The following is a 22,029-nucleotide window of genomic DNA, read 5'->3' on the forward strand; positions in this document are numbered from 1 at the left end:
CTGGGAGAGCATCTGCCTTACAAGCAGAGGGTCACAGGTTCGAGCCCTGTAGGTCCCATTCTTTTATGGGTGGTTTCCCGAGTGGCCAAAGGGGACAGACTGTAAATCTGCTGCAAATTGCTTCGGTGGTTCGAATCCACCACCACCCACTTGCCAATCAGGCAATCGGCCGATGTGGCTCAATTGGCAGAGCAGCTGATTTGTAATCAGCAGGTTATCGGTTCGAGTCCGATCATCGGCTTTACTTGAGAAATCAAGTACAAAAATAGGATATCGCGGGATGGAGCAGTCTGGAAGCTCGTCGGGCTCATAACCCGAAGGTCGTAGGTTCAAATCCTACTCCCGCAATTTTATGCCTAGTTAGCTCAGTTGGTAGAGCAGAGGACTGAAAATCCTCGTGTCTCTGGTTCGATTCCGGAACTAGGCATATTTTACGGAGCATTAGCTCAGTCGGTAGAGCACTTGACTTTTAATCAAGTTGTCCGGGGTTCGAATCCCCGATGCTTCACTATGTGGAACCCTTTCGAGGGTTCTTTTTTTTGTTCTGCATATCCCAAATTGGTCCGGTGGACCAATTTTGATTATGTTTATCTTAAGGTTACGGCGAAAATCTTGCAAAAGAGCAGGAAATGTACTATGCTTTGAAAGAATAAAAAAGAACGGAGGAATCTGTTTATGGCACAAAAAAAGAAAAACAAAAGACGAAGACGCCAGTTTCAGCAGAAAGTGATTTTAAGTGTTCTGCTTGTTATCATTATCGGATTGATTGGCGTGCTTGGATATCAGATGCAGAAGAACGAGAAAAAACAGACGGATGGAAACGCAAGTGCATCCTCTTCGGTTTCGTCATCCTCTCTTGCTGGGGACAGTTCAGAGCCGATATCGGATTCCAGCCCGGAGGAGGAGATTACACCGACGCCTGAGCCGGTACAGCAGATTTCGTCAGATGGTCTGAACAGTCAGCATGCCCTGCTGGTGCGGGAAAGCGATCTGGCTGAGATGATGAATCTGGGCGGAGATGAGAGAATTTATCCGGCGTCGATGACAAAGATTATGACAGCGCTGCTTACCATTGAAAATCTTCCGGATCTGAACGAGACGATTACGGTTCCGGAGGACATCTTCGAGGAACTGACGGCACAGGATGCGTCGGTAGCGGGATTTAATCCGTACGAACAGCCGACGGTTCGTGATCTTCTCTATGGTGTGCTGCTGCCATCCGGCGCAGATGCATGTGAGACATTGGCGAGAGCAGTCGGCGGATCGGAAGAAGGTTTTGTGGCCATGATGAACCAGAAAGCAGAAGAACTGGGACTTACCAATACGCATTTTGAGAACTGCACGGGACTGCATAACGACAACCATTATTCTACCTGCCGTGATATTGCGGTGCTGATGAGCGAGTGTCTGAAGAGTGATACGTTTCGCGAGATCGTGACGAGGGAGGTTTACACAACGGAAGCTACCGCATCACACCCGGAGGGAATTACGCTGTATGACACGATGCTCCACCGGTTTACCAGCTATGAGATGAGTACGACACTGGAGAACGGGGCAGTCATTGAAGGCGGAAAGACCGGATTTACCGATGAGGCGGGTCAGTGCCTGGTCAGCTTTGCAGAATATGGAGGCGAAGAGTACATACTTGTTACGGCAGAGGCCATGACGGATTCGGGATCTGCGGTGGACAGCATCGCGGATGCGAGTACGGTGTATGGAAGATTACAGTAAATACAGGTGAAAGCGAGAGCTGGAAACGGGAGAAAATTCCCGGTTCCGGCTCTTTTTTTACGTGAAGCAAGTCGAGAAAATAAGGTGTGGATAACATTGGGGATGTTTTGCACGGAATGCGCAGAAAAGAATTATGTTTTCCACAAAAGAAAGAAGCGCAGGGGAAAAATTGTGGATAACGGAAAGGAAAAATCCAGTTTTTGTGTATAGATCGCGCCGGATGGGAAATACTGCTTACTGTAGAAAAGCAGGAGGAGAGCGAGAAATCGAAAAACGCCTCTGAAATGCTTAAAAAGATATCAGCAGAGGTGGTAAGAACATGAAAAGAGACAAGTTGAGAATCGGCGTGATCACAGCGGCACTGGCAATGATGATTGCAGGCGGAGTGCTGACCTGGCAGCAGGATGCGAGAAACGGTAAGGCAGATCAGGCGAAACAGGGAGAGACGGCACAGCTTACAGAGGACGAAAGCACCGGAACTACAGAACAGCAGACGGAGGAGACGGCGGGAGATGCAGACGGAACGCGTGCCGTACAGGATCAGGCAGATGATGTGGAAAACAGTCTGGAACAGGTGCCGGAAATGGAAGCGGCGTGTGAAGAAGAGGCGGCGGGAAATCCAGAAGCAGATGCAGAGACGGCTCAGAATACACCGGAAGAATCAGATGGGAATACAGAAAGACAGGACGCGCAGGCGGTAAACGGAACAGCGGCGGATCAGAACGGAGAAACAGGATCAGGAGAAACAGCGGCGAATGAAGAAACGAGTGCAGCATCCGGAACTGTGGATTCTGCAGAAAATCAGGAAACGGCAGTTGAGACAGCAGGGGCTGCACAGGATCTGATGTTCAGCGAAGCGACAATCATGGAACTGCCGGTTACTGGAACAGTTCTGATTCCGTATAACATGGAAAATACCGTTTATTTCCCGACACTGGATCTTTACCAGTGCAATCCAGGCGTTGTTTTCTCGGCGGCAGAAGGAACTCCGGTTCTGGCGGCAGCGGACGGAGAAGTTGTGAGTGTGGAAAATGATGCAAGAACCGGCCTCACCGTCACCATGAATCTTGGAAATGGATACGAAGCCATCTACGGACAGCTCACAGACGTTTCCCTCGAGGCAGGCCAGAAAGTTCAGAAAGCAGCACGGATCGGAGCAGTTGCAGCACCGACGAAATATTATGTAAAAGAGGGAAGCAATCTTTTCTTTGAGATGAAAAAAGATGGAAAAGCCATTGATCCTATGGTATATCTCCCGGCAATTTCGGAATAAAAAAGAGGACCTGCACGAAATGGGATGCGGGAAAGTATTATAAAGTGTAGGATTCGCAATCGAATCTTTTTTACAGGTTTTGAATACAAAAAAGGCGGCGCAGACCGCGGATGGTAAAATACCGTTTTTCGATTGCTTTTTATAAAAAAGGCTGGCTGAAAACAGTCAGCTTTACATATAACAAACAGGATTGTTTTGATATAGAAAAAGGGCGGAATAAAAGGAAAGTAACCGGTTACAGAAAATGTGAAAGTTTGTCATTTTAGGGGTTTCGTTTTTGGCTGTTATCGGTTAAAATAGACGTAGTGGACAGATCCTGAAAACAAGGAGGATTAGAAAAATATGGAGCTTTTATTTATGGACCCGGTGTTCAAAGAAGCAATCTGGGGTGGAACAAAGTTAAGAGACGTATTTGATTACGAAATTCCGAGCGATACAACCGGCGAGTGCTGGGCGATCAGCGGACATGCCAACGGAATGAGCCATGTGGCAGGCGGAAGATTTGATGGAAAAACATTAGGTGAGCTCTGGAAAGAGGAGCCGGAAATTTTCGGAAATTACCCGGGAAGCCAGGTTCCGCTGCTGATCAAGATCATTGATGCAAAAAATGATCTGAGCATCCAGGTTCATCCAGATGATGCTTATGCAGGAGAGCATGAGAATGGATCTCTTGGAAAGACCGAGTGCTGGTACGTGCTGGACTGCGAACCGGGTACAGAAATTGTTATCGGACACAATGCAAAAGACAAGGCAGAAGTGGAGAAAATGATCCGCAATCATGAGTGGAGCGATTTCATCCGCAAAGTGCCGGTACATAAGGGAGATTTCTTCCAGATCAATCCGGGATGCGTACATGCCATCAAAGGCGGCACACTGATTCTGGAGACACAGCAGAGCAGCGATATCACCTATCGTGTATACGATTATGACAGACTGCAGAACGGCAAACCGAGACAACTTCATGTAGAGCAGAGTATCGATGTTATCGAGGCTCCGTTTAAAACGGCAGATATCGATACCTTTACAGAGGAAATCCCGGGCGCGGTACATACCCATTTTGTAACATGCAAGTTCTACTCTGTAGATAAATACGACATCGACGGTGTATTCACCTTAGATGCGAAAAAATATTATACTAATGTAAGTGTAATCGCCGGAGAGGGTACTGTAAACGGTATTCCGGTTAAGAAAGGTACTCACTTTATTATACCGGCTAATTTTAATGGATGCAGATTTGAAGGAAAACTTTCTGTAATCTGCTCAAATCCAGAAGCATAAGAGAGGAGAAAAACACAATGAGACTTGGAGCATTAGAAGCAGGCGGAACAAAGATGGTCTGCGCAATTGGAAACGCAAATGGAGAAATTTATGAGAGAATTTCTATCCCGACCGAGACACCGGAAATTACCGTTCCGAAAATGATTGAGTATTTCAAAGAGAAGGACATTCAGGCACTGGGAATCGGTTGCTTTGGACCGATCGACCTGAACAGAAAATCCGAAACATATGGTTACATTACCACAACTCCCAAATTAGCATGGAAGAACTACAACATCGTAGGCGCTTTCGCAGATGCACTGGACATCCCGGTTGGATTTGATACCGATGTAAACGGTTCTGCACTGGGTGAGGCTACCTGGGGAATCACAAAAGGTCTGGACAACAGCATTTACATCACCATCGGAACGGGCGTTGGAATGGGAATTATTTCCAATGGCAAGCTGTTGCACGGCATGCTTCATCCGGAAGGCGGACACGTTCTGCTGACCAGACATCCGAAAGATACTTACGGCGGAAAATGCCCGTATCACAGCAACTGCCTGGAAGGCCTTGCTGCAGGTCCTGCCATTGAAGCACGCTGGGGCAAAAAAGGTATTGAGCTGGCAGACAAAAAAGAGGTATGGGAGCTTGAGGCTTACTATATCGGACAGGCACTTGTAGACTGCATCATGCTGCTCTCCCCGCAGAGAATCGTTTTGGGCGGAGGCGTTATGCATCAGGAGCATATGATGCCGCTCGTAAGAGAAGAAGTAAAGAAACAGCTGAACGGATATCTTGTAACAAAAGAACTCGAGGATCTCGACAGCTACATTGTACTTCCAAGTCTGAACGACAATCAGGGTATCATGGGTGCGCTGAAACTGGCTGTAGATGAGCTGGCAATGCAGTAAGGTGCAGGAACATCCGAAAAATTTCACTTACATCGTGGAATGCAGCGATGGAACACTTTACACCGGCTGGACCAACAATCTTGAGCACCGCGTCGAGGCACACAATGTGGGAAAAGGTGCCAAATACACCAAAAGCCGGAGACCGGTAAAACTGGTGTATTTTGAAACGTATTCCTCCAAAGAAGAGGCGATGCGGCGGGAGTGGGAGATTAAACAGCTTTCGCGGACAGAGAAATGGAAGCTGATCAAGGCGAAATAAGAATCAAAAACAGACTTTTCGAACAGACACAACAATGTGTGGATGCGGAAAGTCTGTTTTTTTGTGAAAATGTGTCGAACGATTCCGGAAGAAACCAGATATTTTGACTTGCAAAATAATTTCATCCTGTTATAATAAAAGAAACGGCAACAAGTAGTAATAAAAACCATGTGATACAGTAATTGAAATAAAACAACGTTTCTGACAGGAAAGGAGTGGGCAGAATGAAGTATATCAGAAAAAATGGAATCAAGGATCCTGGCAGTGCGATTACACATGGGACTGCGCTGATCCTAGCGGTGGTGGGAACGCTGCCGTTGCTTTTGAAGGCGGCGCGGGAGCCGGATCATCTGCATGTGGTCGCAATGGCAGTGTTTATGCTGAGTATGATTTTGCTGTATCTGGCGAGCACCGTGTATCACACGTTTGATGTAAACGGGAAGGTGAACCGTCGACTGAAAAAGTTTGATCATATGATGATTTCAGTGCTGATTGCGGGAAGCTACACACCGATCTGCCTGATTGCACTGCATGGACGGACGGGAATTGCACTCTGTGCACTGGTGTGGGCGGCAGCGATTGGCGGGATTCTCGTCAAGGCATTCTGGATCAACTGTCCGAAGTGGTTTTCTTCGGTGCTGTATATCGCAATGGGCTGGCTGTGCGTTCTGGCGTTTCATCCGCTGTTTCTGGCCCTCTCGCGGCCGGCGTTTGGATGGCTGCTGGCCGGCGGAATTATTTATACAGTCGGCGGGGTGATTTACTCCTTAAAAATGCCGGTGTTTAATGCAAAACATAAAAAGTTCGGAACACATGAAATTTTTCATCTGTTTGTGATGGGTGGAAGCTTCTGTCATTTTATTGTGATGTACTATTTTGTGGCGGCGATGCCGGTATAAAATAACAGTGGCGGCTGTACCGGGAAAGAAAAATCCGGTACAGCCGCTGCTTTATGTTTACGTGTCATGGGGGTAAAATCTGTGATGCTGCAAAACCCCTGGAAAATGCTGTTATAACAACGTGAACAGTCACTTTAGTTCAGTTTAATATTTTTAAACAGCGATCCCAGTGTCGTTGTCACTTCCTCTGTCTCCGGGAGTTCGATGGTTTCTTCCTGAATTTCTTCGGCGGCAACATCGTCGAGTGCCTTCATGGAGAGACTGAGTTTGCCGTCTTTGATGGCAATGACTTTTACTTTGACTTTATCGCCGACTGCCAGAACTGCGGACGGATGTTTGATGCGTTTGGCGCAGATCTGGGAGATGTGGACGAGGCCGGAGAGGCCGTTTCCGAGGCTGATGAAGGCGCCGTATGGCTGCAGGCTCTCAACGGTTCCTTCGGTGACGAGGCCGACTTCTACGTTGGAGATTTTCTCTTTGCGCTCTTCGTCTGCTTTCTCGCGGAGAATTTCGCGGGCGGAGAGGATCAGGCGGTCTTTTTCTTTGTCGAGGTCAAAAACCTGTACCTGAATGTCTTTGTTTAAGTATTCATTCAGATCTTCCACGTAGTTCAGGGAGAGTTTGGAAGCCGGGATGAAGCCGCGGATTCCTTCGACGTAAGCGATAACACCGGCGTTTACGATTCCTTTGACTTTTACATCCAGTACGGTTTTCTCTTCTTTGTACTGTGCGAGTTTTTCCCATGCGAGGATATCGTTTGCCTCTGCGCGGGAGAGAAGAATGTTGCCGTGGCCGTCGTCTTTGCGGATCACGGTTGCGGTGATTTCGTCACCGACCTGAACAGCGTCTTTTAAGGAGAAGCCAGGCTCGTTGCTGAAGTCCTCGGCGCGGATGACGCCCTCTGCGTAGTATTTCAGATCGAGAATCACCTCTTTTTCATCTACGGAGATGACGGTTCCGGTGAGCATGTCGCCTTCCTCAATTTTTTTGAAGGAAGCTTCCAGCTCTGCGGAGAAGTCATCCATGGTTAATTTTTCTTCTGACATAATGAAACACCCCTTTTTCGTAAGAATAACAGGAAAACGAGAGGAAAATTGTGGATTTATGAAAAAATCGGGTTCAATTTTGCACGTTTTTCTATCTGCGTTTATCTTAACATAAAAGATTTTCTTTGACCAGATGAAAAAAGGATGGTAATATGTGTGTAGTCGTTACCAAAATTACTGAGACGCGCACTTGCTGCGCGGCTGCAGGAGAAAGTGATTCAGGTGGCCGCCCGGAACTTCGCGGAGCGAATTTGCATGTGCAGGGCGGCGGTTACTGGTCACGAAGTGAGCAGTAACTGTAGTCGTTACAAAAAAAGAAGTAAAACTACCGGGACGAACTTACTGTATACCACAAACATACAGAAGGGAGGAGTACTATTATGAAATCAAATTCAAGAGTTTATGTAATTGGACATAAAAATCCGGATACGGATTCGATCTGTTCGGCGATTGCCTATGCGGATATCAAGAACAGGACAGATAAAACCAAAACCTACATGGCGCGGCGTGCCGGTCAGATCAATGAGGAGACCGAGTATGTACTGAAGCGCTTTGGCGTGCGCGCACCGGGGTATCTGCCGAATGCGGGAACGCAGGTAAAGGAAATTGAAATCCATGAGGTGCCGAGCGTACCGGGCACGATTTCCGTGAAGAAAGCGTATTCCATGATGAAAAACAACAACGTGGTCACACTGCCGATTACTTCGCCGGACAATGATCTGCAGGGCGTGATTACGGTCAGTGATATCGCAGAATCCTATATGGATTCTTATGACAGCCATGTCATGTCACTGGCAAGGACGCAATACCGCAGTATCGCGGATACGTTGGATGGTTCGGTTATTGTCGGAAATGAACATGGTTATTTTATCCGCGGAAAAGTCGTTGTCGGCGCATTCCATCCGGATACGATGGAGAACTACATCGAAAAAGATGACCTTGTCATTCTCGGAAACCGTGCGGAGGACCAGCTCTGTGCAATCGAGATGGATGCAAGCTGCATTATCGTCGGACTTGGCGCAAAGGTGACGAAAACGATTCAGAAATTTGCAGAGGAAAAATGCTGTGTGATCATCAGCAGTCCGCATGACACGTATACGATTGCGCGTCTGATTAACCAGAGTATTCCGGTCAAATATCTGATGCGCAGAAGCAATCTGATCACGTTCAACACCGAAGATTTCCTCGATGATATCAAAGAAGTTATGAAAAATCAGAGACACCGCGATTTCCCGATTCTGAACAAGAAAGGAAAATATGTGGGAACGATTTCCCGTCGGAACCTGATCGGAAATGCAGGAAAGAAACTGATTCTCGTCGATCACAATGAGGAATCACAGGCGGTCGATAACGTCAAAGAGGCGGAGATTCTCGAGATCATCGACCATCATCGTCTGGGATCACTTGAGACGATGGCGCCGGTTATGTTCCGCAATGAGCCGGTGGGCTGCACGGGAACGATTATGTATGAAATTTATAAGGAAAAAGAGCTGGAGATCGCGCCGAACATCGCAGGACTGCTCTGCGCAGCCATCATTTCCGATACGCTGATGTTCCGGTCGCCGACGTGTACGTTTCTTGACAAAGCGGCAGCAGAGGCACTGGCGGACATTGCAGGCATCAGCATTCCGGAGTTTGCATCCGAAATGTTCCGTGCAGGAAGCAACCTGAAAGATAAATCACCGGAAGAAATTTTCTACCAGGATTTCAAAAAATTCATCATGGGCGATGTTACGTTTGGTGTCGGCCAGATTACATCCCTCGATGCGGGCGAGCTGGAATCCATCAAGGAACAGCTTCTGCCGCAGATGGAAAGCGAGTGCGGAAAACACGGCATCGAGATGGTATTCTTTATGCTGACCAATATTATAGAAGAATCTACAGAGCTTCTGTATTATGGAAGCGGGGCAAAGGAAGTCATCGAAAAAGCTTTTGAAGATCTTCCGGTCAACGAGGTCAGCTGCGAGCTGAAGGGTGTTGTATCGAGAAAGAAACAGCTGATTCCGGCATTTATGATGGCGCTGCAGAATCAGTAAAAACAGAAAAAATAAAAAAGCGTGGTTCCGGGCCTGAAAACAGATCCGGGGCACGCTTTTTTCGGTCATAAAAGAGTGAAAAAGAGGAAAGGAAAGAAATAAGAATGGGAAAACAGACATGGAAAGCGGGAAATATGCTGTATCCGCTGCCGGCGGTCATGGTGTCGGTGCGCGGAAAGAACGGGGAGGACAACATCATCACCGTTGCCTGGGCCGGCACGGTGTGTACGAATCCTCCGATGGTATCGATCTCGGTGCGGCCGGAACGCTACAGCTATCAGATGATCAAAGAGAGCGGTGCGTTCGTCATCAACCTGACGACGGAGGACCTCTGCTATGCGACCGACTACTGCGGCGTGCGCTCGGGAAGAGATGTGGATAAGTTCAAAGAGATGAAACTGACGAAAGTCGAGGCGGAGGAGATTTCCGCACCGATGATCGGGGAGTCGCCGGTTAATATCGAGTGTAAAGTGGAGCAGGTGCTCGAACTGGGCTCGCATCACATGTTTCTTGCAAAAGTTGTGGCTGTCCATGCGGATGAGGCATACATGGATGAGCGCGGCCGCTTCGATCTGAACCGCGCGAAACCGATTGTGTATTCCCACGGAGAGTACTTTGGAATCGGGAAAAAGCAGGGAACCTTTGGCTGGAGCGTGAAGAAAAAATCGAAAACACCTAATATAAAAACAAAAAACCGCAGCTAATCTTTATTTTCTAAAGCATCAGCACGCGAAATTTTATAGTACTTTCGGTAAAAATATACAAAATCGACAAAAATACTGGGTAAATATTAGAAAACGCTACAAAATCATGATTTATTAGGAATTTTTTGCGTGAAATATTGCAAAAACCGGATATTTTATGCTATAATATCAACCAATCGTTGACCTTATAAAATTAAGTGTTCCGGAGGACGGGAGAATCCACCGGAGACGCGAGAGAGTGCGGAAATGATTTTCTCCACGCTTTAAGGCTGATGAGAACCGCAGATGGATCTTTTAAAGAAATCTTTCTGCACTACATTAAGGGAGAAATTTCAAGGAGGAAACTAACATGTCATACGTAGATGAGGTTATTGAGTCCGTAGTTGCAAAAAACCCAGCTGAGCCGGAATTCCATCAGGCAGTCAAAGAGGTTCTGGAATCTCTTCGCCCTGTTATTGAAGCAAACGAGGAAAAATACAGAAAAGTTGCTCTTCTGGAGAGAATGGTAGAGCCAGAGCGTCAGATCAAATTCCGTGTGCCGTGGGTAGACGATAAAGGACAGGCTCATGTAAACACCGGATATCGTGTACAGTTTAACAGTGCAATCGGACCTTACAAAGGAGGAATCCGTCTGCATCCTTCTGTAAATATTGGTATTATCAAATTCCTGGGATTCGAGCAGGTATTCAAAAACTCACTGACCAGCCTTCCGATCGGCGGAGGTAAAGGTGGTTCTGACTTCGATCCGAAAGGAAAATCTGACAGAGAGATCATGGCATTCTGCCAGAGCTTTATGACAGAGCTTTGCAAATATATCGGCGCAGACACCGACGTACCGGCTGGTGACATCGGAACAGGCGCAAGAGAGATCGGCTTCATGTTCGGACAGTACAAGAGAATCCGCGGCGTATACGAAGGCGTTCTGACTGGTAAAGGTTTAAGCTACGGCGGATCTTTAGCAAGAACAGAGGCTACCGGATACGGACTGCTGTACCTGACCCAGGAGCTGCTGAAACTGAACGGCATCGACATCGCAGGCAAGACCGCTTGTGTATCCGGTTCCGGAAACGTTGCAATCTATGCAATCGAGAAAGCTACTCAGCTTGGTGTGAAAGTTCTCACCTGCTCTGACTCCAACGGATGGGTTTACGATCCAGACGGAATCGATGTAGCTGCATTAAAAGAGATCAAAGAAGTAAATCGTGCCCGTCTGACCGAGTACAAGAAATATCGTCCAAACTCTGAGTACCACGAAGGACGCGGCGTATGGGTTGTAAAAGCAGACCTTGCTCTTCCTTGCGCAACTCAGAACGAGCTGCTGCTTGAGGATGCAAAAGCACTTGTTGAGAACGGATGCACTGCAGTATGCGAGGGCGCTAACATGCCTACTACTCTGGAAGCAACCAAATATCTGCAGGAGCACGGCGTAATCTTCGCACCTGGAAAAGCTGCAAATGCAGGTGGTGTTGCAACATCCGCACTCGAGATGTCCCAGAACTCCGAGCGTCTGTCCTGGACCTTCGATGAAGTTGATGCAAAACTGAAAAATATCATGATCAACATCACACACAACATGGTTGATGCTGCAAAACGTTACGGCCATGAGGGCGACTATGTTATGGGCGCTAACATCGCAGGCTTTGAGAAAGTAGCTGACGCTATGATGGCTCAGGGAATCTGCTAATCTGATTTTGAGAAATCCAAAGGGATCTCCGGTTAAGACCGGGGGTCCCTTTTTGCATAAAAGATAGAAGAAACACAGAAAAATAACGAAAATTACAGTGTACAAAAAACATTACATTTTGCAACGAGACTAGACAGAAGAAATAGACTTTCACGCGGTACCGTGTGAATAAAACGACAGAATATGCGAGTAAGTTGTATTATTATGCATGAATGCAATATACAGGTAAGATAAAAACGTAAGAAAAACGTAAGAAAAAAGATGTTTTATGTTCAGAAATAGAGCGTATAGTAAACAAAAATAATGCAAAAATAATGAAAAGCAGAAGTTGACAAGAGCTTGCGCGAGAAATATAATTATTTATGTATTGATAAAGAACTTGTTTGCATTAATATGTAATGAATTTGCATACAGGGAAGAGGAAGAGAAGATGACATTAAAAGATTGCTACATGCAGATGGGAGCAGATTACGAGGAAACCGTTCAGCGGCTTCGCAGTGAATCTCTAATTCAGCGGATCATTTTAAAATTTCCGCAGGATCCGAGCTATCAGGAGCTTTGCCAGGCACTGGCGGACGGAAATATTGAGGTTGCATTCCGTGCAGCTCATACATTAAAAGGCGTGTGCCAGAATCTTGGTTTTAAAAATCTGTACGAGCCAAGCGCCGAGCTGACCGAGCGGTTAAGACCGCTGCAGGAGACCGAGACGGATGATCTGATGCAGAAGGTGACGGAAGAATATAACCGCACCGTAAAAGCGATTGAGGATTTCCAGAACGCTTAAATTGAAGGAAGAAAACAAGGAGGCATTGATCTGTGAGATGAGGAACACAGACCGGTGTCTCCTTTTTATGGAATTCTGTACAAGATGCGGGTTGACGGGAAAAAAGAAACATGATAATCTTTTTACATAAAAGCACAGCTTATGAAGAAGACTTGTTTAAAAAGAAAAACTTATAAGTATCTATAAGAAAAAACAAGGACGCTTTGCCGGAAAAATTCCGGCTGTGCAGGGCATATTCCATACCGAAAGGCAAGGCAGCCCAAATCTACAAAAGCAGGAGAAAAGCAATGAAAAAAGAAAAAAGTTCAGCTATGGGAACCCCGTACACCTTTGAAGGACGGATTCCGCTGAAGCAGGCGATTCCGCTTGGATTGCAGCATGTAATGGCGATGTTCGTAGGAAACCTCACCCCGCTTCTGATCATCATGGGAGCGTGCGGTCTGACGGCGGATGCGGGCTACGGTGCACTTCGTACGGCTCTTTTGCAGAATGCAATGACAGTAGCCGGTATTGTAACACTGGTACAGATGTTTTCGATTGGACCGATCGGCGGTAAAGTGCCGATTGTTATGGGTACATCTTCTGGATTCCTCGGCGTATTCAAGAGCGTGACAGCCGTGCTGGGACAGGGCGCGCTGACGTACGGCGCTATCCTTGGTGCGACAATTGTCGGCGGTCTGTTTGAGGGCGTGCTTGGCGTCTGTTTAAAGCCGCTTCGTAAATTTTTCCCGTCGGTTGTTACCGGCTGCGTCGTTATGGCGATCGGTCTTTCGCTGATTCCGGTTGGAATCAATTATCTCTGCGGCGGTTCCGGAACGAACGATTACGGTTCCATACAGAACCTGTTCCTTGGCATGGTCGTTCTGATTGTAACGCTGGCACTGAAGCACTTTACAAATCCGAAGGGAATCTTAAGTACGGCTTCAATTCTGATCGGTATTTTAGTCGGCTACGTGGTAGCTATTATTATGACCATGGTTCTGCCGCATACCGGAACGGCGGTTCTTGAGGATGGAAGCACTGTTTCCTATACATATTCCTGGGTTGTCAATTTCCAGCAGGTAAAAGATGCGTCCTGGTTCGCGCTCCCTGGTATTGCAGGCTTTGGAAAACTGGCTGAGGTAAAACCAGTCTTCCGTGTGGAGGCAATTCTCCCGGTAGCGATCATGTTCATCGTAACAACCGTTGAGACGGTCGGCGATATCTGCGCCTGCGTAGAGAGCGGTATGGACCGCGAGGCAACCGATTCTGAGCTTTCCGGCGGTATCATCTGCGACGGTCTCGGATCCAGCTTTGCAGCAGCACTTGGCGTTCTCCCGAATACTTCTTTTGCACAGAACGTCGGCATTATTTCGATGACAAAAATCGTAAACCGTATGGCACTTTCCTGCGGAGCCATTTTCCTGATCCTCTGCGGACTCTGCCCGAAGATTGCAGCATTTGTATCCATTATGCCGCAGTCCGTACTCGGCGGTGCAGCCGTTATGATGTTTGCGTCAATTCTGGTTTCCGGTATCCAGCTCATCACAAAAGAGCCGATTACGAGCCGTGAGATCACGATCGTTTCTGTTGCACTGGGTCTTGGCTACGGCCTTGGTTCCACAGCGGGAGCAACTTCTGAGCTTCCTTATTATATCCAGCTGATTTTCGGCGGCTCCGGTATTGTTCCGGCAGCTGTTGCGGCGATTGTACTGAATATTATTATTCCAAAAGAGAAGAAAAAAGCAGAATAAAGAACAAAAAAAGAAAAAGAACCTCTTATGTTTCCGGAAAGAAGTATTTCCGGGGAGAGATAAGAGGTTCTTTTTTATTGTGCTGCCCGGCATTCGGAGGGAACTGCCGGTAGAAGGCTCTGCAGGTAAAATGTCTGAAAATACGAGAAATATACAAAATGACGGAAAAAGCACAAAAAATCCGTCAATAGATAAAAGAATAACGAAAAAGAAAAAGTCAAGATTGACTATAAATTTTAAAATAGTGTACAAAATCGACAATATGAATTAAAAAAACGAAATAAATTGTGAAAAATACATAAAAAATGCTTGTCAAAACGGGTGGAAGAGAGGTGTAATTATTGCATAAAAAAGTGTGACGAAAATGTGAAAGTTTTAGGCAAAACGTATGATTAAAAACAATGGATTCTTCGTAAGCCTGGACAAAAGCAACAACGGAGCACGCAAAAAGAACGTAAATCACAAGGAGGACACCAAATGAAAAAGAAAGTAATTTCTGCATTACTGGCAAGCACCATGATCGTAAGCCTGGTAGCATGTGGCAGCACTGGAGGAGACAGTTCTGACACAAACAGCAAGAGCAGCGGCACAACAGCATCAAGTACGGCAGGCGGCGATGAAGCAAAGGATACCTCATCGGACAGCGGCTCCGGCGATGCAGCAGGTTCTGGTGACTGGGTTGCAGCAGCTGATGAAGCAGATGATGCAGTACCGGGTGAAAATGACGATCGTGCGTTTGCAAAATTTGATCATGTCGTAGAAGTACATTATGGATATCAGATCGACCCGAAGGATACCACACTTCCGGACGGCGATTCCGTAGATAACAACCAGTACACCAGATACCTTCTGGATAACTACAACATCAAAGTTGTCTGCGACTGGACTGCAGGTAATGCATCTGACTTCCAGCAGAAAGTATCTCTGGCAATCGCATCTGCTTCCCTTCCGGATGCAGTCGTTGCACCAACCCGTAACTACCTGGTACAGGCAGCAAGAGCAGATCTTCTTGCAGACCTCTGGCCGGAGTTCAACCAGTACGCATCCAAACAGGTAAAAGAAATCATCGAGACTACCGAAGGACGTGCGATCAACAATGCAACCGTAGACGGAACCTTCTGTGCACTGCCAAACATATCGGTAGATACCGATGGTGTTTACCTGTACTTTATCCGTCAGGACTGGCTGGATCAGTTAGGACTGGAAGTTCCGAAGACCGTAGATGAACTCGGCGAAGTAACTCAGAAATTTAAAGACGCAGGTCTCAGCCCGGATTATGCAATCGCAGGTATTGATAACGGCGGAAGAACCTACTCCAACTTCCTGAACTCCTCCAACAACGGATACGGTTTCGATGCTGTATATCAGGCATTCAATGCAACACCGGGGTATTTTCTGAAAGATGATTCCGGCGAACTGTACTGGGGAACTACAACAGATGAAATGAAAGAAGCCCTTACCACCTTACATGACTGGTATGAAAAAGGCCTCATCAACCCGGAGGTTGGAACCACAACCAACGGCGACAATGCAAACAATGTTAAGAACGGAACCTGCGGTATCTTCATGGGACCATGGTGGAGCCTTGGATACGGAAACCCGGATTCCTTCCGTAACGATAACAATGCAAACTGGCAGGCATATCCGCTGTACACCAAAGACGGTGAGTGGAATATTCATATGAAAGACGTTGGAACCACTTATACTATGGTAAACAAAAACGCATCGGATGATGTGAAGAAAGCCATTGTTATCATGAACAACGTACTCGTTCGTGATGAGTCTACCTTCGATACTTCTGTAGCAATCGGCTGGTATCCGCTGCGTAACACCATGGCAGCTACCGACGAGTGCGAGTATGAGTATGATGCACTGATGGGAATCATCAAAGGCGAAGCAAGCGCAGATGATTATCAGCAGGGCGGAAGCAAATTCAACGGTCTGTATAAGAACCTGGTAAACGATGCCGCAACTCTGAAAGACGTTATCTCTGAGGACTATGACGGATCCAGAGATCTGGCAGTAACCGATATGGATGTCAACACCAACAACGGACAGTTCAACAGATTCTATGCACTGCTGATTGGTGATCGTCCATACGCAACACTTGAGCCGGATCACAAGATCTATTCTGAACTGTACTACACCATCGACGGAATGGATACCTACTGGACCCAGATTTCTGACCTGGAAGACAAGAGTATCCTTCAGTTCATCACTGGTGCGAAGAGCCTTGACGAGTGGGATCAGTTCTGCACCGACTGGCATGTACAGGGTGGTGATCAGATCCTTGAGCTGGTAAAAGATTACCTGGCTGAGTAACTAATGTAAATGTATGATGTGGAGGGTGGGGTACAGGAAAGCCTGTACCCCACTACTTTAAAAAAATGACATCAAAGGAGGAGCTTACCGTGAAGAAGAAAAAAGGCCATCTCGGGCTGTCAAATTCCTTTCACTATACGTTAATGGTTCTGCCGGGTTATGTCTGGCTGTTTATGTTTTCTATCGTTCCGATGGTTGGTATTGTAATGGCATTCCAGGATTACAATCCGAGCAAAGGATGGTTCGGCTCTCCGTGGGTAGGTTTGAAATGGTTTAAATACCTGACCGTTATCCCGGATGCAAAACGGGCACTTGTCAATACTCTGATTATTGCAATCGCAAAGGTTATCCTGAATATCATCATTCCGCTGGTGTTCGCACTGCTGCTGAATGAGGTAAAGAATATGAAGTTCAAAAAGACGGTTCAGACGATCGTATATCTGCCGCACTTCGTATCCTGGGTTATCCTTGCAAACATCATCACCAATATCCTTGGCGCAAACGGAATTTTCAACACGGTCCGCAGCGCAATGGGTGCAACGGATACCGTTCTTCCGATGACCATGCCTAGCATCTTCCGTCAGTTACTGATCGGAACTGATGTATGGAAAGAGTTCGGTTACAACGCAGTTATTTATCTTGCAGCGCTGACCGGCATCAGCCCGAGCCTTTACGAGGCAGCCGCAATCGACGGCGCAAGCCGCTGGAAACGTGTATGGCACATCACCATCCCGGGACTGGTTCCGACCATCGTTCTTCTGACCACACTGGCAATGGGCAACGTTCTGAATGCAGGTTTCGACCAGGTATTCAACATGTACAACCAGCTGGTTATTGAAACTGGTGATATCATCGATACATACGTATACCGTATTGGTATTACAAACATGCAGTTCTCGCTGGCTACTGCAGCAGGTCTCTTTAAATCTGTTGTCAGCTTCGTGCTGGTTGTTACTTCTTATGTTTGTGCTTACAAGTTTGCTGATTACAAGATTTTCTAAGGAGGGCAGAAATTATGATAGAAAGCAAGAGTTTTGGCAGCAAAGCGTTTAAAGTCATAAATGCTATCATCCTGATTCTCCTGGCATTCAGCTGTTTTTATCCGTTATGGTATACGTTCTGCGTATCTATTTCTTCAAAAGCAGCCGCTGAGGGTGGTCTTGTAACGATTTACCCGATCGGATCAAACGTAAAATCCTACAGCCTGATTATGGGTGATTCCGCATTCTGGAATTCCTTCTGGATTTCCATCAAGCGAGTTGTGATTGGAACCATATGGACCATGGTTGTCCTGATTATGATGTCCTATCCGCTGGCAAAGAGCAAAACAGAGTACAAACCGAGAAATGTCCTGATGTGGATCCTGGTATTCTGTATGCTGTTCAATGGTGGTACCATTCCGTGGTTCATCACCGTTAAAAATTATGGTATGATCGATACGATGGCAGCACTGGTTCTGGCTGGTTCTGTTCCGGTATTCAACGTACTCCTGATGATGAACTTCTTCCGCGGCATCCCGGGAGACCTCGAGGAGGCAGCCCGTGTAGACGGCGCCGGCCCGTGGCGTATCCTGTGGCAGATTGTAGTTCCGTGTTCCAAACCGGTTATCGCAACCATCGTCCTGTTTACATCCGTTGGTTACTGGAACGAGTATTTCCAGGGCCTGGTATTAATGAACAAAGAGACGAACTATCCGTTACAGACCTACATCCGTCAGATCTCCGTTCAGATCCCGGTAGGCGTAACCCTGACTGCAGAGCAGTATCAGCAGTTAGCACAGAACTCCAACAAATCACTGGAGGCAGCAAAGGTATTTATCGCCCTTGTTCCTATGCTGATTGTATATCCGTTCCTGCAGAAATACTTCGTAACCGGTATTACACTGGGAGCAGTAAAAGAATAAGAGAAAACGCAGAAAAAACGGCTTCTGAATCGAAACAGGAAGCCGCTTTTTTGCGCTTTTTTTCTTGCGTCCGGGGAGAAAACAGCGTAAGATAAAAAGGTATTGAGGTGAAAAACAAAATGTTTCTGGAGGGGATTTTATCATGAAAATACTTACATTCGGAGAACTGATGCTGCGTTTAAAAACACCGGAGCATCTGAAAATACTGCAGGCAGATACCTTTGAAGCCAGTTACGGCGGCGCGGAGGCGAACGTCGCGGTTTCTCTGGCAACACTCGGGAACGATGTTTCCTACGTGACAAAAGTGCCGGAGCACCAGGTCGGACAGGCGGCCATCAATGAAATCCGCCGGTTCGGTGTGGATACGACCCGTGTTCTGCGGGGCGGCGGCCGCGTCGGTATTTACTATTTTGAAAAGGGAACCAACATCCGACCGACGAGCGTGGTTTATGACCGCGCCTACAGCGCGATCGCGATGGCAGAAGCGGAGGAGTTTGACTGGGAAAAACTGCTCGAGGGCGTGGATCTCTTTTATTTCTCCGGTATCACGCCGGCCATCAGCTGCGAGATCGAAAAGACGCTGGAGATCGCTCTTATGCTCTGCAAAGAGAAAAAAATTCAGGTGGTATGTGATCTCAACTACCGCGGAAAAATGTGGTCAGCAAAGGACGCACAGCGCGTCATGCGCCGTCTGATGTCTTACGTGGATGTCTGCATTGCAAATGATGAGGACTTTGAATCATCGCTTGGCATTCCGGCGTATGATGGAGATATATCGCGCGGCATTGAACAGATCGAGTCTTACAAAGAGGGCATGCTGGAAATTCAGAAACAGTTCCCGAACTGTAAAGCAGTTGCGAGCGTGCTGCGCAATCTCTACACCGTGGAGGACGGCGACTGGATGGGAATTTACCTGAAAGACGGAAAATTCTATGAGAGCCCGGTTCACAAAGTACACAGCTTTGAGGCAGTCGGAGCCGGTGATGCGTTTGGTGCAGGACTGATTCACGCGATGGCGCATGATTTTGCGCCGCAGAGAACCATCGATTTTGCGATTTCTGCAAGCGTCTTAAAGCTGATGATTCAGCACGATGCCAATGTGGCGAGCGAAACAGAGATCGAGCAGATCATGAAGCAGGGCGGAACGAATCTGCAGAGATAGGATAGAGAAAAATTTACGAGACAGCAGGAGGAATAAATCTTGAATAAACGGAATATTATCTTAATAGGAATGCCGGGAGCCGGCAAAAGCAGCGTTGGCGTTATCCTTGCAAAGGCTTTGGGGTATGAGTTTATTGATACGGATCTTGTGATTCAGCATCGGGAGAAACGTCTTCTGCGCGAGATTATTGCAGATGAGGGAAATGAAGGCTTTCTTGCGATTGAGAATGAGGTCAATGCGACTCTGGAAGCCGATGAAAGCGTCATTGCACCGGGCGGCAGTGCCATTTACGGAAAAGAGGCGATGGAGCATTTTAAAGAAATTGGAACCATCGTTTACCTGAAGCTGTCGTATGAGGATCTGGCGAAACGTCTCGGAAACCTGAAGGGACGCGGCGTCGTGCTGAAAGAGGGCCAGACGCTGAAGGATCTTTACGATGAGAGAAGTAAATTATATGAGCAGTATGCCGAGATTACGGTTGACGAGAGCGGAAGGGATATCCAGGGCACGATCCTGGCGCTCCGCGAGCAGATCGGCATGTAAAACAGAATTGGTGGAATATTCAGGGAAATTTTGAAAACATACGATTATATCATAATAAGGGAAATGTTCTGATAGTTAGAAATTACATATAACGTTTCTCTGAATATTCCTGACCGGAAACGATGGAAAAAGACGGAAATAGCACAGAATGTATTAAAATTGATTTACAAAGTATTAGATTTGAGTTAAGATAAGGGGAGACTGAAAAATAACTGCGGGGAGCAGTGCGTTTCAGCGTATCTGGAGTGTGTAAAAAAACAGGAAAAAGACTTTGATTCGTTAGATATTGGATAAAACACACTCGTTAAGTATGAGAAAGAAAATTTGAGGTGAATATATGGAACAGTATGTCATCAGAGGTGGAAATCCTCTTGTGGGCGAAGTGGAAATCGGGGGAGCAAAAAACGCGGCGCTTGCAATTCTTACGGCAGCAACGATGACCGATGAGACGGTCCTGATCGAAAACCTGCCGGATGTCAGTGATATTAATGTACTTCTGGAAGCAATCGCAGAGATCGGAGCCACCGTGGACCGCATCGACCGCCATACCGTGCGGATCAATGCAGCAACCATCGGAGATCTGAGCGTTGATTATGAATATATCAAAAAAATCCGTGCGTCTTATTATCTTTTAGGCGCGCTGCTTGGAAAATACAAAAGAGCGGAAGTTCCGCTTCCGGGCGGATGTAACATTGGAAGCCGTCCGATCGACCAGCATTTAAAGGGATTCCGCGCACTCGGTGCTGAGGTAAGCATCCGTCATGGCGCAATCGTGGCAAGTGCGGCAGATCTGCATGGAAGCCACATTTTCCTGGATATGGTTTCCGTTGGAGCCACCATCAACATCATGATGGCAGCTTCGATGGCAAGAGGAAATACAACGATTGAGAATGCAGCGAAAGAGCCGCACGTTGTCGATGTGGCGAACTTCCTGAACAGCATGGGAGCAAACATCAAAGGAGCAGGAACCGATGTGATCCGGATCAAGGGTGTCGATACCCTGCACGGAACCAGCTATGCGGTCGTACCAGATATGATCGAGGCAGGTACGTATATGTTTGCAGCAGCAGCTACAAAGGGCGATGTGCTGATTAAAAACGTGATTCCAAAGCATCTGGAAGCAACAACCGCAAAGCTCGAGGAGATTGGCTGCGACGTAGAAGAGTTTGACGATTCCATCCGTGTGAGCGCAAGCAAACGTCTGGGCAGAACACACGTAAAGACACAGCCGTATCCGGGTTACCCGACCGATATGCAGCCGCAGATTGCGGTTACACTGGCACTGGCAAACGGTACGAGTATTGTAACAGAGAGTATTTTTGAAAATCGTTTTAAATATGCGGATGAGCTGGCACGTATGGGCGCCTGTATTAAAGTAGAAGGCAACACGGCGATCATTGACGGCGTAGAAAAATTTACCGGAGCAGAGGTTTCCGCACCGGATCTTCGCGCCGGAGCAGCACTTGTTATTGCAGGTCTTGCAGCAGAGGGTGTTACCGTGGTGGATGATATTGTATACATTCTGCGCGGATACGAGGACTTCGACGGAAAGCTCCGTGGACTCGGCGCTGAAATTGAGCGTGTGAATAATGCAAAGGACATCCAGAAATTCCGGTTAAGAGCGTAAAAACAGTATAAAACAAATGTTGACAAAAAGGACGGTCCAATAAAAGGTACCGTTCTTTTATTTTACTTTATTGCGAAAAAATTGGCTTAAATTTTACTACTATTATTGTGAATTATTTTTTACCTTTCAAAGCTGAGGCGGTCAGTGTTGGT

The 22,029-nt window shown here is 47.0% G+C and carries 18 protein-coding genes and 5 tRNA genes; 22 read left to right on the forward strand and 1 reads right to left on the reverse strand.

The annotated features are described in order from the left end of the window. Positions 1–67 precede the first annotated feature (67 nt). The 11 genes from DXB83_RS15235 to trhA all read left to right on the forward strand — a co-directional run bounded on the left by DXB83_RS15235 (position 68) and on the right by trhA (position 6,333). Positions 68–149, forward strand: a tRNA-Tyr gene (locus tag DXB83_RS15235). A gap of 19 nt (positions 150–168) precedes the next feature. Then, positions 169–241, forward strand: a tRNA-Thr gene (locus DXB83_RS15240). A gap of 33 nt (positions 242–274) precedes the next feature. Next, a tRNA-Met gene (locus tag DXB83_RS15245) sits at positions 275–348 on the forward strand. A 6-nt stretch (positions 349–354) separates the two neighbouring features. After that, positions 355–427: transfer RNA gene (locus DXB83_RS15250), tRNA-Phe, on the forward strand. Between the two features lie 8 nt (positions 428–435). Further along, positions 436–508 (forward strand) — tRNA-Lys (locus tag DXB83_RS15255). Positions 509–675: 167 nt separating this feature from the next. Then, positions 676–1,731, forward strand: a complete 1,056-nt coding sequence (locus DXB83_RS15260; protein ID WP_118595197.1) for a D-alanyl-D-alanine carboxypeptidase family protein — start codon at positions 676–678, stop codon at positions 1,729–1,731. A 319-nt stretch (positions 1,732–2,050) separates the two neighbouring features. After that, positions 2,051–3,004 (forward strand): peptidoglycan DD-metalloendopeptidase family protein, encoded by a 954-nt coding sequence (locus tag DXB83_RS15265; RefSeq protein WP_117762165.1) that lies wholly within the window; start codon positions 2,051–2,053, stop codon positions 3,002–3,004. Between the two features lie 342 nt (positions 3,005–3,346). Next, on the forward strand, positions 3,347–4,282 hold the full coding sequence (gene manA / locus DXB83_RS15270; protein ID WP_118666961.1) for a mannose-6-phosphate isomerase, class I: 936 nt from the start codon (positions 3,347–3,349) through the stop codon (positions 4,280–4,282). A 17-nt stretch (positions 4,283–4,299) separates the two neighbouring features. Then, positions 4,300–5,175 (forward strand): ROK family protein, encoded by an 876-nt coding sequence (locus DXB83_RS15275; protein ID WP_022461220.1) that lies wholly within the window; start codon positions 4,300–4,302, stop codon positions 5,173–5,175. Further along, positions 5,156–5,434 carry a GIY-YIG nuclease family protein gene (locus DXB83_RS15280; RefSeq protein ID WP_118640815.1) on the forward strand — a complete coding sequence of 93 codons (279 nt, stop codon included), beginning with the start codon at positions 5,156–5,158 and terminating at the stop codon, positions 5,432–5,434. Before DXB83_RS15275 ends, DXB83_RS15280 begins: the two co-directional genes overlap by 20 nt. Before the next feature lie 224 nt (positions 5,435–5,658). Further along, complete coding sequence (gene trhA / locus DXB83_RS15285; RefSeq protein ID WP_118640817.1) at positions 5,659–6,333, forward strand: PAQR family membrane homeostasis protein TrhA; 675 nt, start codon at positions 5,659–5,661, stop codon at positions 6,331–6,333. A 134-nt stretch (positions 6,334–6,467) separates the two neighbouring features. On the opposite strand, the gene DXB83_RS15290 is transcribed toward trhA, so the two are convergent. Next, positions 6,468–7,379 (reverse strand): 30S ribosomal protein S1, encoded by a 912-nt coding sequence (locus tag DXB83_RS15290; protein WP_117813161.1) that lies wholly within the window; start codon positions 7,377–7,379, stop codon positions 6,468–6,470. A 380-nt stretch (positions 7,380–7,759) separates the two neighbouring features. Here DXB83_RS15290 and DXB83_RS15295 point away from each other — a divergent pair, with 380 nt between their 5' ends. The 11 genes from DXB83_RS15295 (at position 7,760) to DXB83_RS15350 (ending at position 21,877) form a co-directional block, all read left to right on the forward strand. After that, positions 7,760–9,415, forward strand: coding sequence for a putative manganese-dependent inorganic diphosphatase (locus tag DXB83_RS15295; protein WP_117762172.1), 1,656 nt, complete (start codon positions 7,760–7,762; stop codon positions 9,413–9,415). 104 nt (positions 9,416–9,519) lie between these two features. Then, on the forward strand, positions 9,520–10,119 hold the full coding sequence (locus tag DXB83_RS15300; protein ID WP_117510675.1) for a flavin reductase family protein: 600 nt from the start codon (positions 9,520–9,522) through the stop codon (positions 10,117–10,119). 349 nt (positions 10,120–10,468) lie between these two features. Beyond that, a complete protein-coding gene (gdhA, locus tag DXB83_RS15305) occupies positions 10,469–11,803 on the forward strand; it encodes an NADP-specific glutamate dehydrogenase (protein ID WP_055220308.1) in 1,335 nt (444 codons plus the stop codon). A gap of 430 nt (positions 11,804–12,233) precedes the next feature. Continuing rightward, the gene (locus DXB83_RS15310; protein WP_055220310.1) at positions 12,234–12,587 is read left to right on the forward strand and encodes an Hpt domain-containing protein; all 354 of its coding nucleotides are present in this window, start codon (positions 12,234–12,236) and stop codon (positions 12,585–12,587) included. Between the two features lie 287 nt (positions 12,588–12,874). Next, the gene (locus tag DXB83_RS15315; RefSeq protein WP_117762173.1) at positions 12,875–14,320 is read left to right on the forward strand and encodes a uracil-xanthine permease family protein; all 1,446 of its coding nucleotides are present in this window, start codon (positions 12,875–12,877) and stop codon (positions 14,318–14,320) included. 477 nt (positions 14,321–14,797) lie between these two features. Further along, positions 14,798–16,642 (forward strand): extracellular solute-binding protein, encoded by a 1,845-nt coding sequence (locus tag DXB83_RS15325; RefSeq protein WP_118697833.1) that lies wholly within the window; start codon positions 14,798–14,800, stop codon positions 16,640–16,642. Between the two features lie 89 nt (positions 16,643–16,731). Further along, the gene (locus DXB83_RS15330; RefSeq protein WP_243108940.1) at positions 16,732–17,643 is read left to right on the forward strand and encodes an ABC transporter permease; all 912 of its coding nucleotides are present in this window, start codon (positions 16,732–16,734) and stop codon (positions 17,641–17,643) included. Between the two features lie 14 nt (positions 17,644–17,657). Beyond that, positions 17,658–18,545, forward strand: a complete 888-nt coding sequence (locus DXB83_RS15335) for a carbohydrate ABC transporter permease (protein WP_117510684.1) — start codon at positions 17,658–17,660, stop codon at positions 18,543–18,545. A gap of 142 nt (positions 18,546–18,687) precedes the next feature. Next, entirely contained in the window at positions 18,688–19,707 is a 1,020-nt protein-coding gene (locus tag DXB83_RS15340) for a sugar kinase (protein ID WP_118697835.1), read from the forward strand. A gap of 39 nt (positions 19,708–19,746) precedes the next feature. Then, the gene (locus DXB83_RS15345) at positions 19,747–20,250 is read left to right on the forward strand and encodes a shikimate kinase (RefSeq protein WP_330426829.1); all 504 of its coding nucleotides are present in this window, start codon (positions 19,747–19,749) and stop codon (positions 20,248–20,250) included. A 337-nt stretch (positions 20,251–20,587) separates the two neighbouring features. Then, complete coding sequence (locus DXB83_RS15350) at positions 20,588–21,877, forward strand: UDP-N-acetylglucosamine 1-carboxyvinyltransferase (protein WP_117510690.1); 1,290 nt, start codon at positions 20,588–20,590, stop codon at positions 21,875–21,877. Positions 21,878–22,029: the final 152 nt, after the last annotated feature.

Source organism: Blautia sp. OM06-15AC (genome assembly GCF_003481425.1).
Classification (GTDB): Bacteria; Bacillota; Clostridia; order Lachnospirales; family Lachnospiraceae; genus Fusicatenibacter; species Fusicatenibacter saccharivorans.

Excerpts from the sequence above, each read along its gene's own strand:
- DXB83_RS15260 (WP_118595197.1), top strand. The coding sequence starts at position 676 with ATGGCACAAAAAAAGAAAAACAAAAGACGAAGACGCCAGTTTCAGCAG.
- DXB83_RS15265 (WP_117762165.1), top strand. The coding sequence starts at position 2,051 with ATGAAAAGAGACAAGTTGAGAATCGGCGTGATCACAGCGGCACTGGCA.
- manA (WP_118666961.1), top strand. The coding sequence starts at position 3,347 with ATGGAGCTTTTATTTATGGACCCGGTGTTCAAAGAAGCAATCTGGGGT.
- DXB83_RS15275 (WP_022461220.1), top strand. The coding sequence starts at position 4,300 with ATGAGACTTGGAGCATTAGAAGCAGGCGGAACAAAGATGGTCTGCGCA.
- DXB83_RS15280 (WP_118640815.1), top strand. The coding sequence starts at position 5,156 with ATGAGCTGGCAATGCAGTAAGGTGCAGGAACATCCGAAAAATTTCACT.
- trhA (WP_118640817.1), top strand. The coding sequence starts at position 5,659 with ATGAAGTATATCAGAAAAAATGGAATCAAGGATCCTGGCAGTGCGATT.
- DXB83_RS15290 (WP_117813161.1), bottom strand. The coding sequence starts at position 7,379 with ATGTCAGAAGAAAAATTAACCATGGATGACTTCTCCGCAGAGCTGGAA.
- DXB83_RS15295 (WP_117762172.1), top strand. The coding sequence starts at position 7,760 with ATGAAATCAAATTCAAGAGTTTATGTAATTGGACATAAAAATCCGGAT.
- DXB83_RS15300 (WP_117510675.1), top strand. The coding sequence starts at position 9,520 with ATGGGAAAACAGACATGGAAAGCGGGAAATATGCTGTATCCGCTGCCG.
- gdhA (WP_055220308.1), top strand. The coding sequence starts at position 10,469 with ATGTCATACGTAGATGAGGTTATTGAGTCCGTAGTTGCAAAAAACCCA.
- DXB83_RS15310 (WP_055220310.1), top strand. The coding sequence starts at position 12,234 with ATGACATTAAAAGATTGCTACATGCAGATGGGAGCAGATTACGAGGAA.
- DXB83_RS15315 (WP_117762173.1), top strand. The coding sequence starts at position 12,875 with ATGAAAAAAGAAAAAAGTTCAGCTATGGGAACCCCGTACACCTTTGAA.
- DXB83_RS15325 (WP_118697833.1), top strand. The coding sequence starts at position 14,798 with ATGAAAAAGAAAGTAATTTCTGCATTACTGGCAAGCACCATGATCGTA.
- DXB83_RS15335 (WP_117510684.1), top strand. The coding sequence starts at position 17,658 with ATGATAGAAAGCAAGAGTTTTGGCAGCAAAGCGTTTAAAGTCATAAAT.
- DXB83_RS15340 (WP_118697835.1), top strand. The coding sequence starts at position 18,688 with ATGAAAATACTTACATTCGGAGAACTGATGCTGCGTTTAAAAACACCG.
- DXB83_RS15350 (WP_117510690.1), top strand. The coding sequence starts at position 20,588 with ATGGAACAGTATGTCATCAGAGGTGGAAATCCTCTTGTGGGCGAAGTG.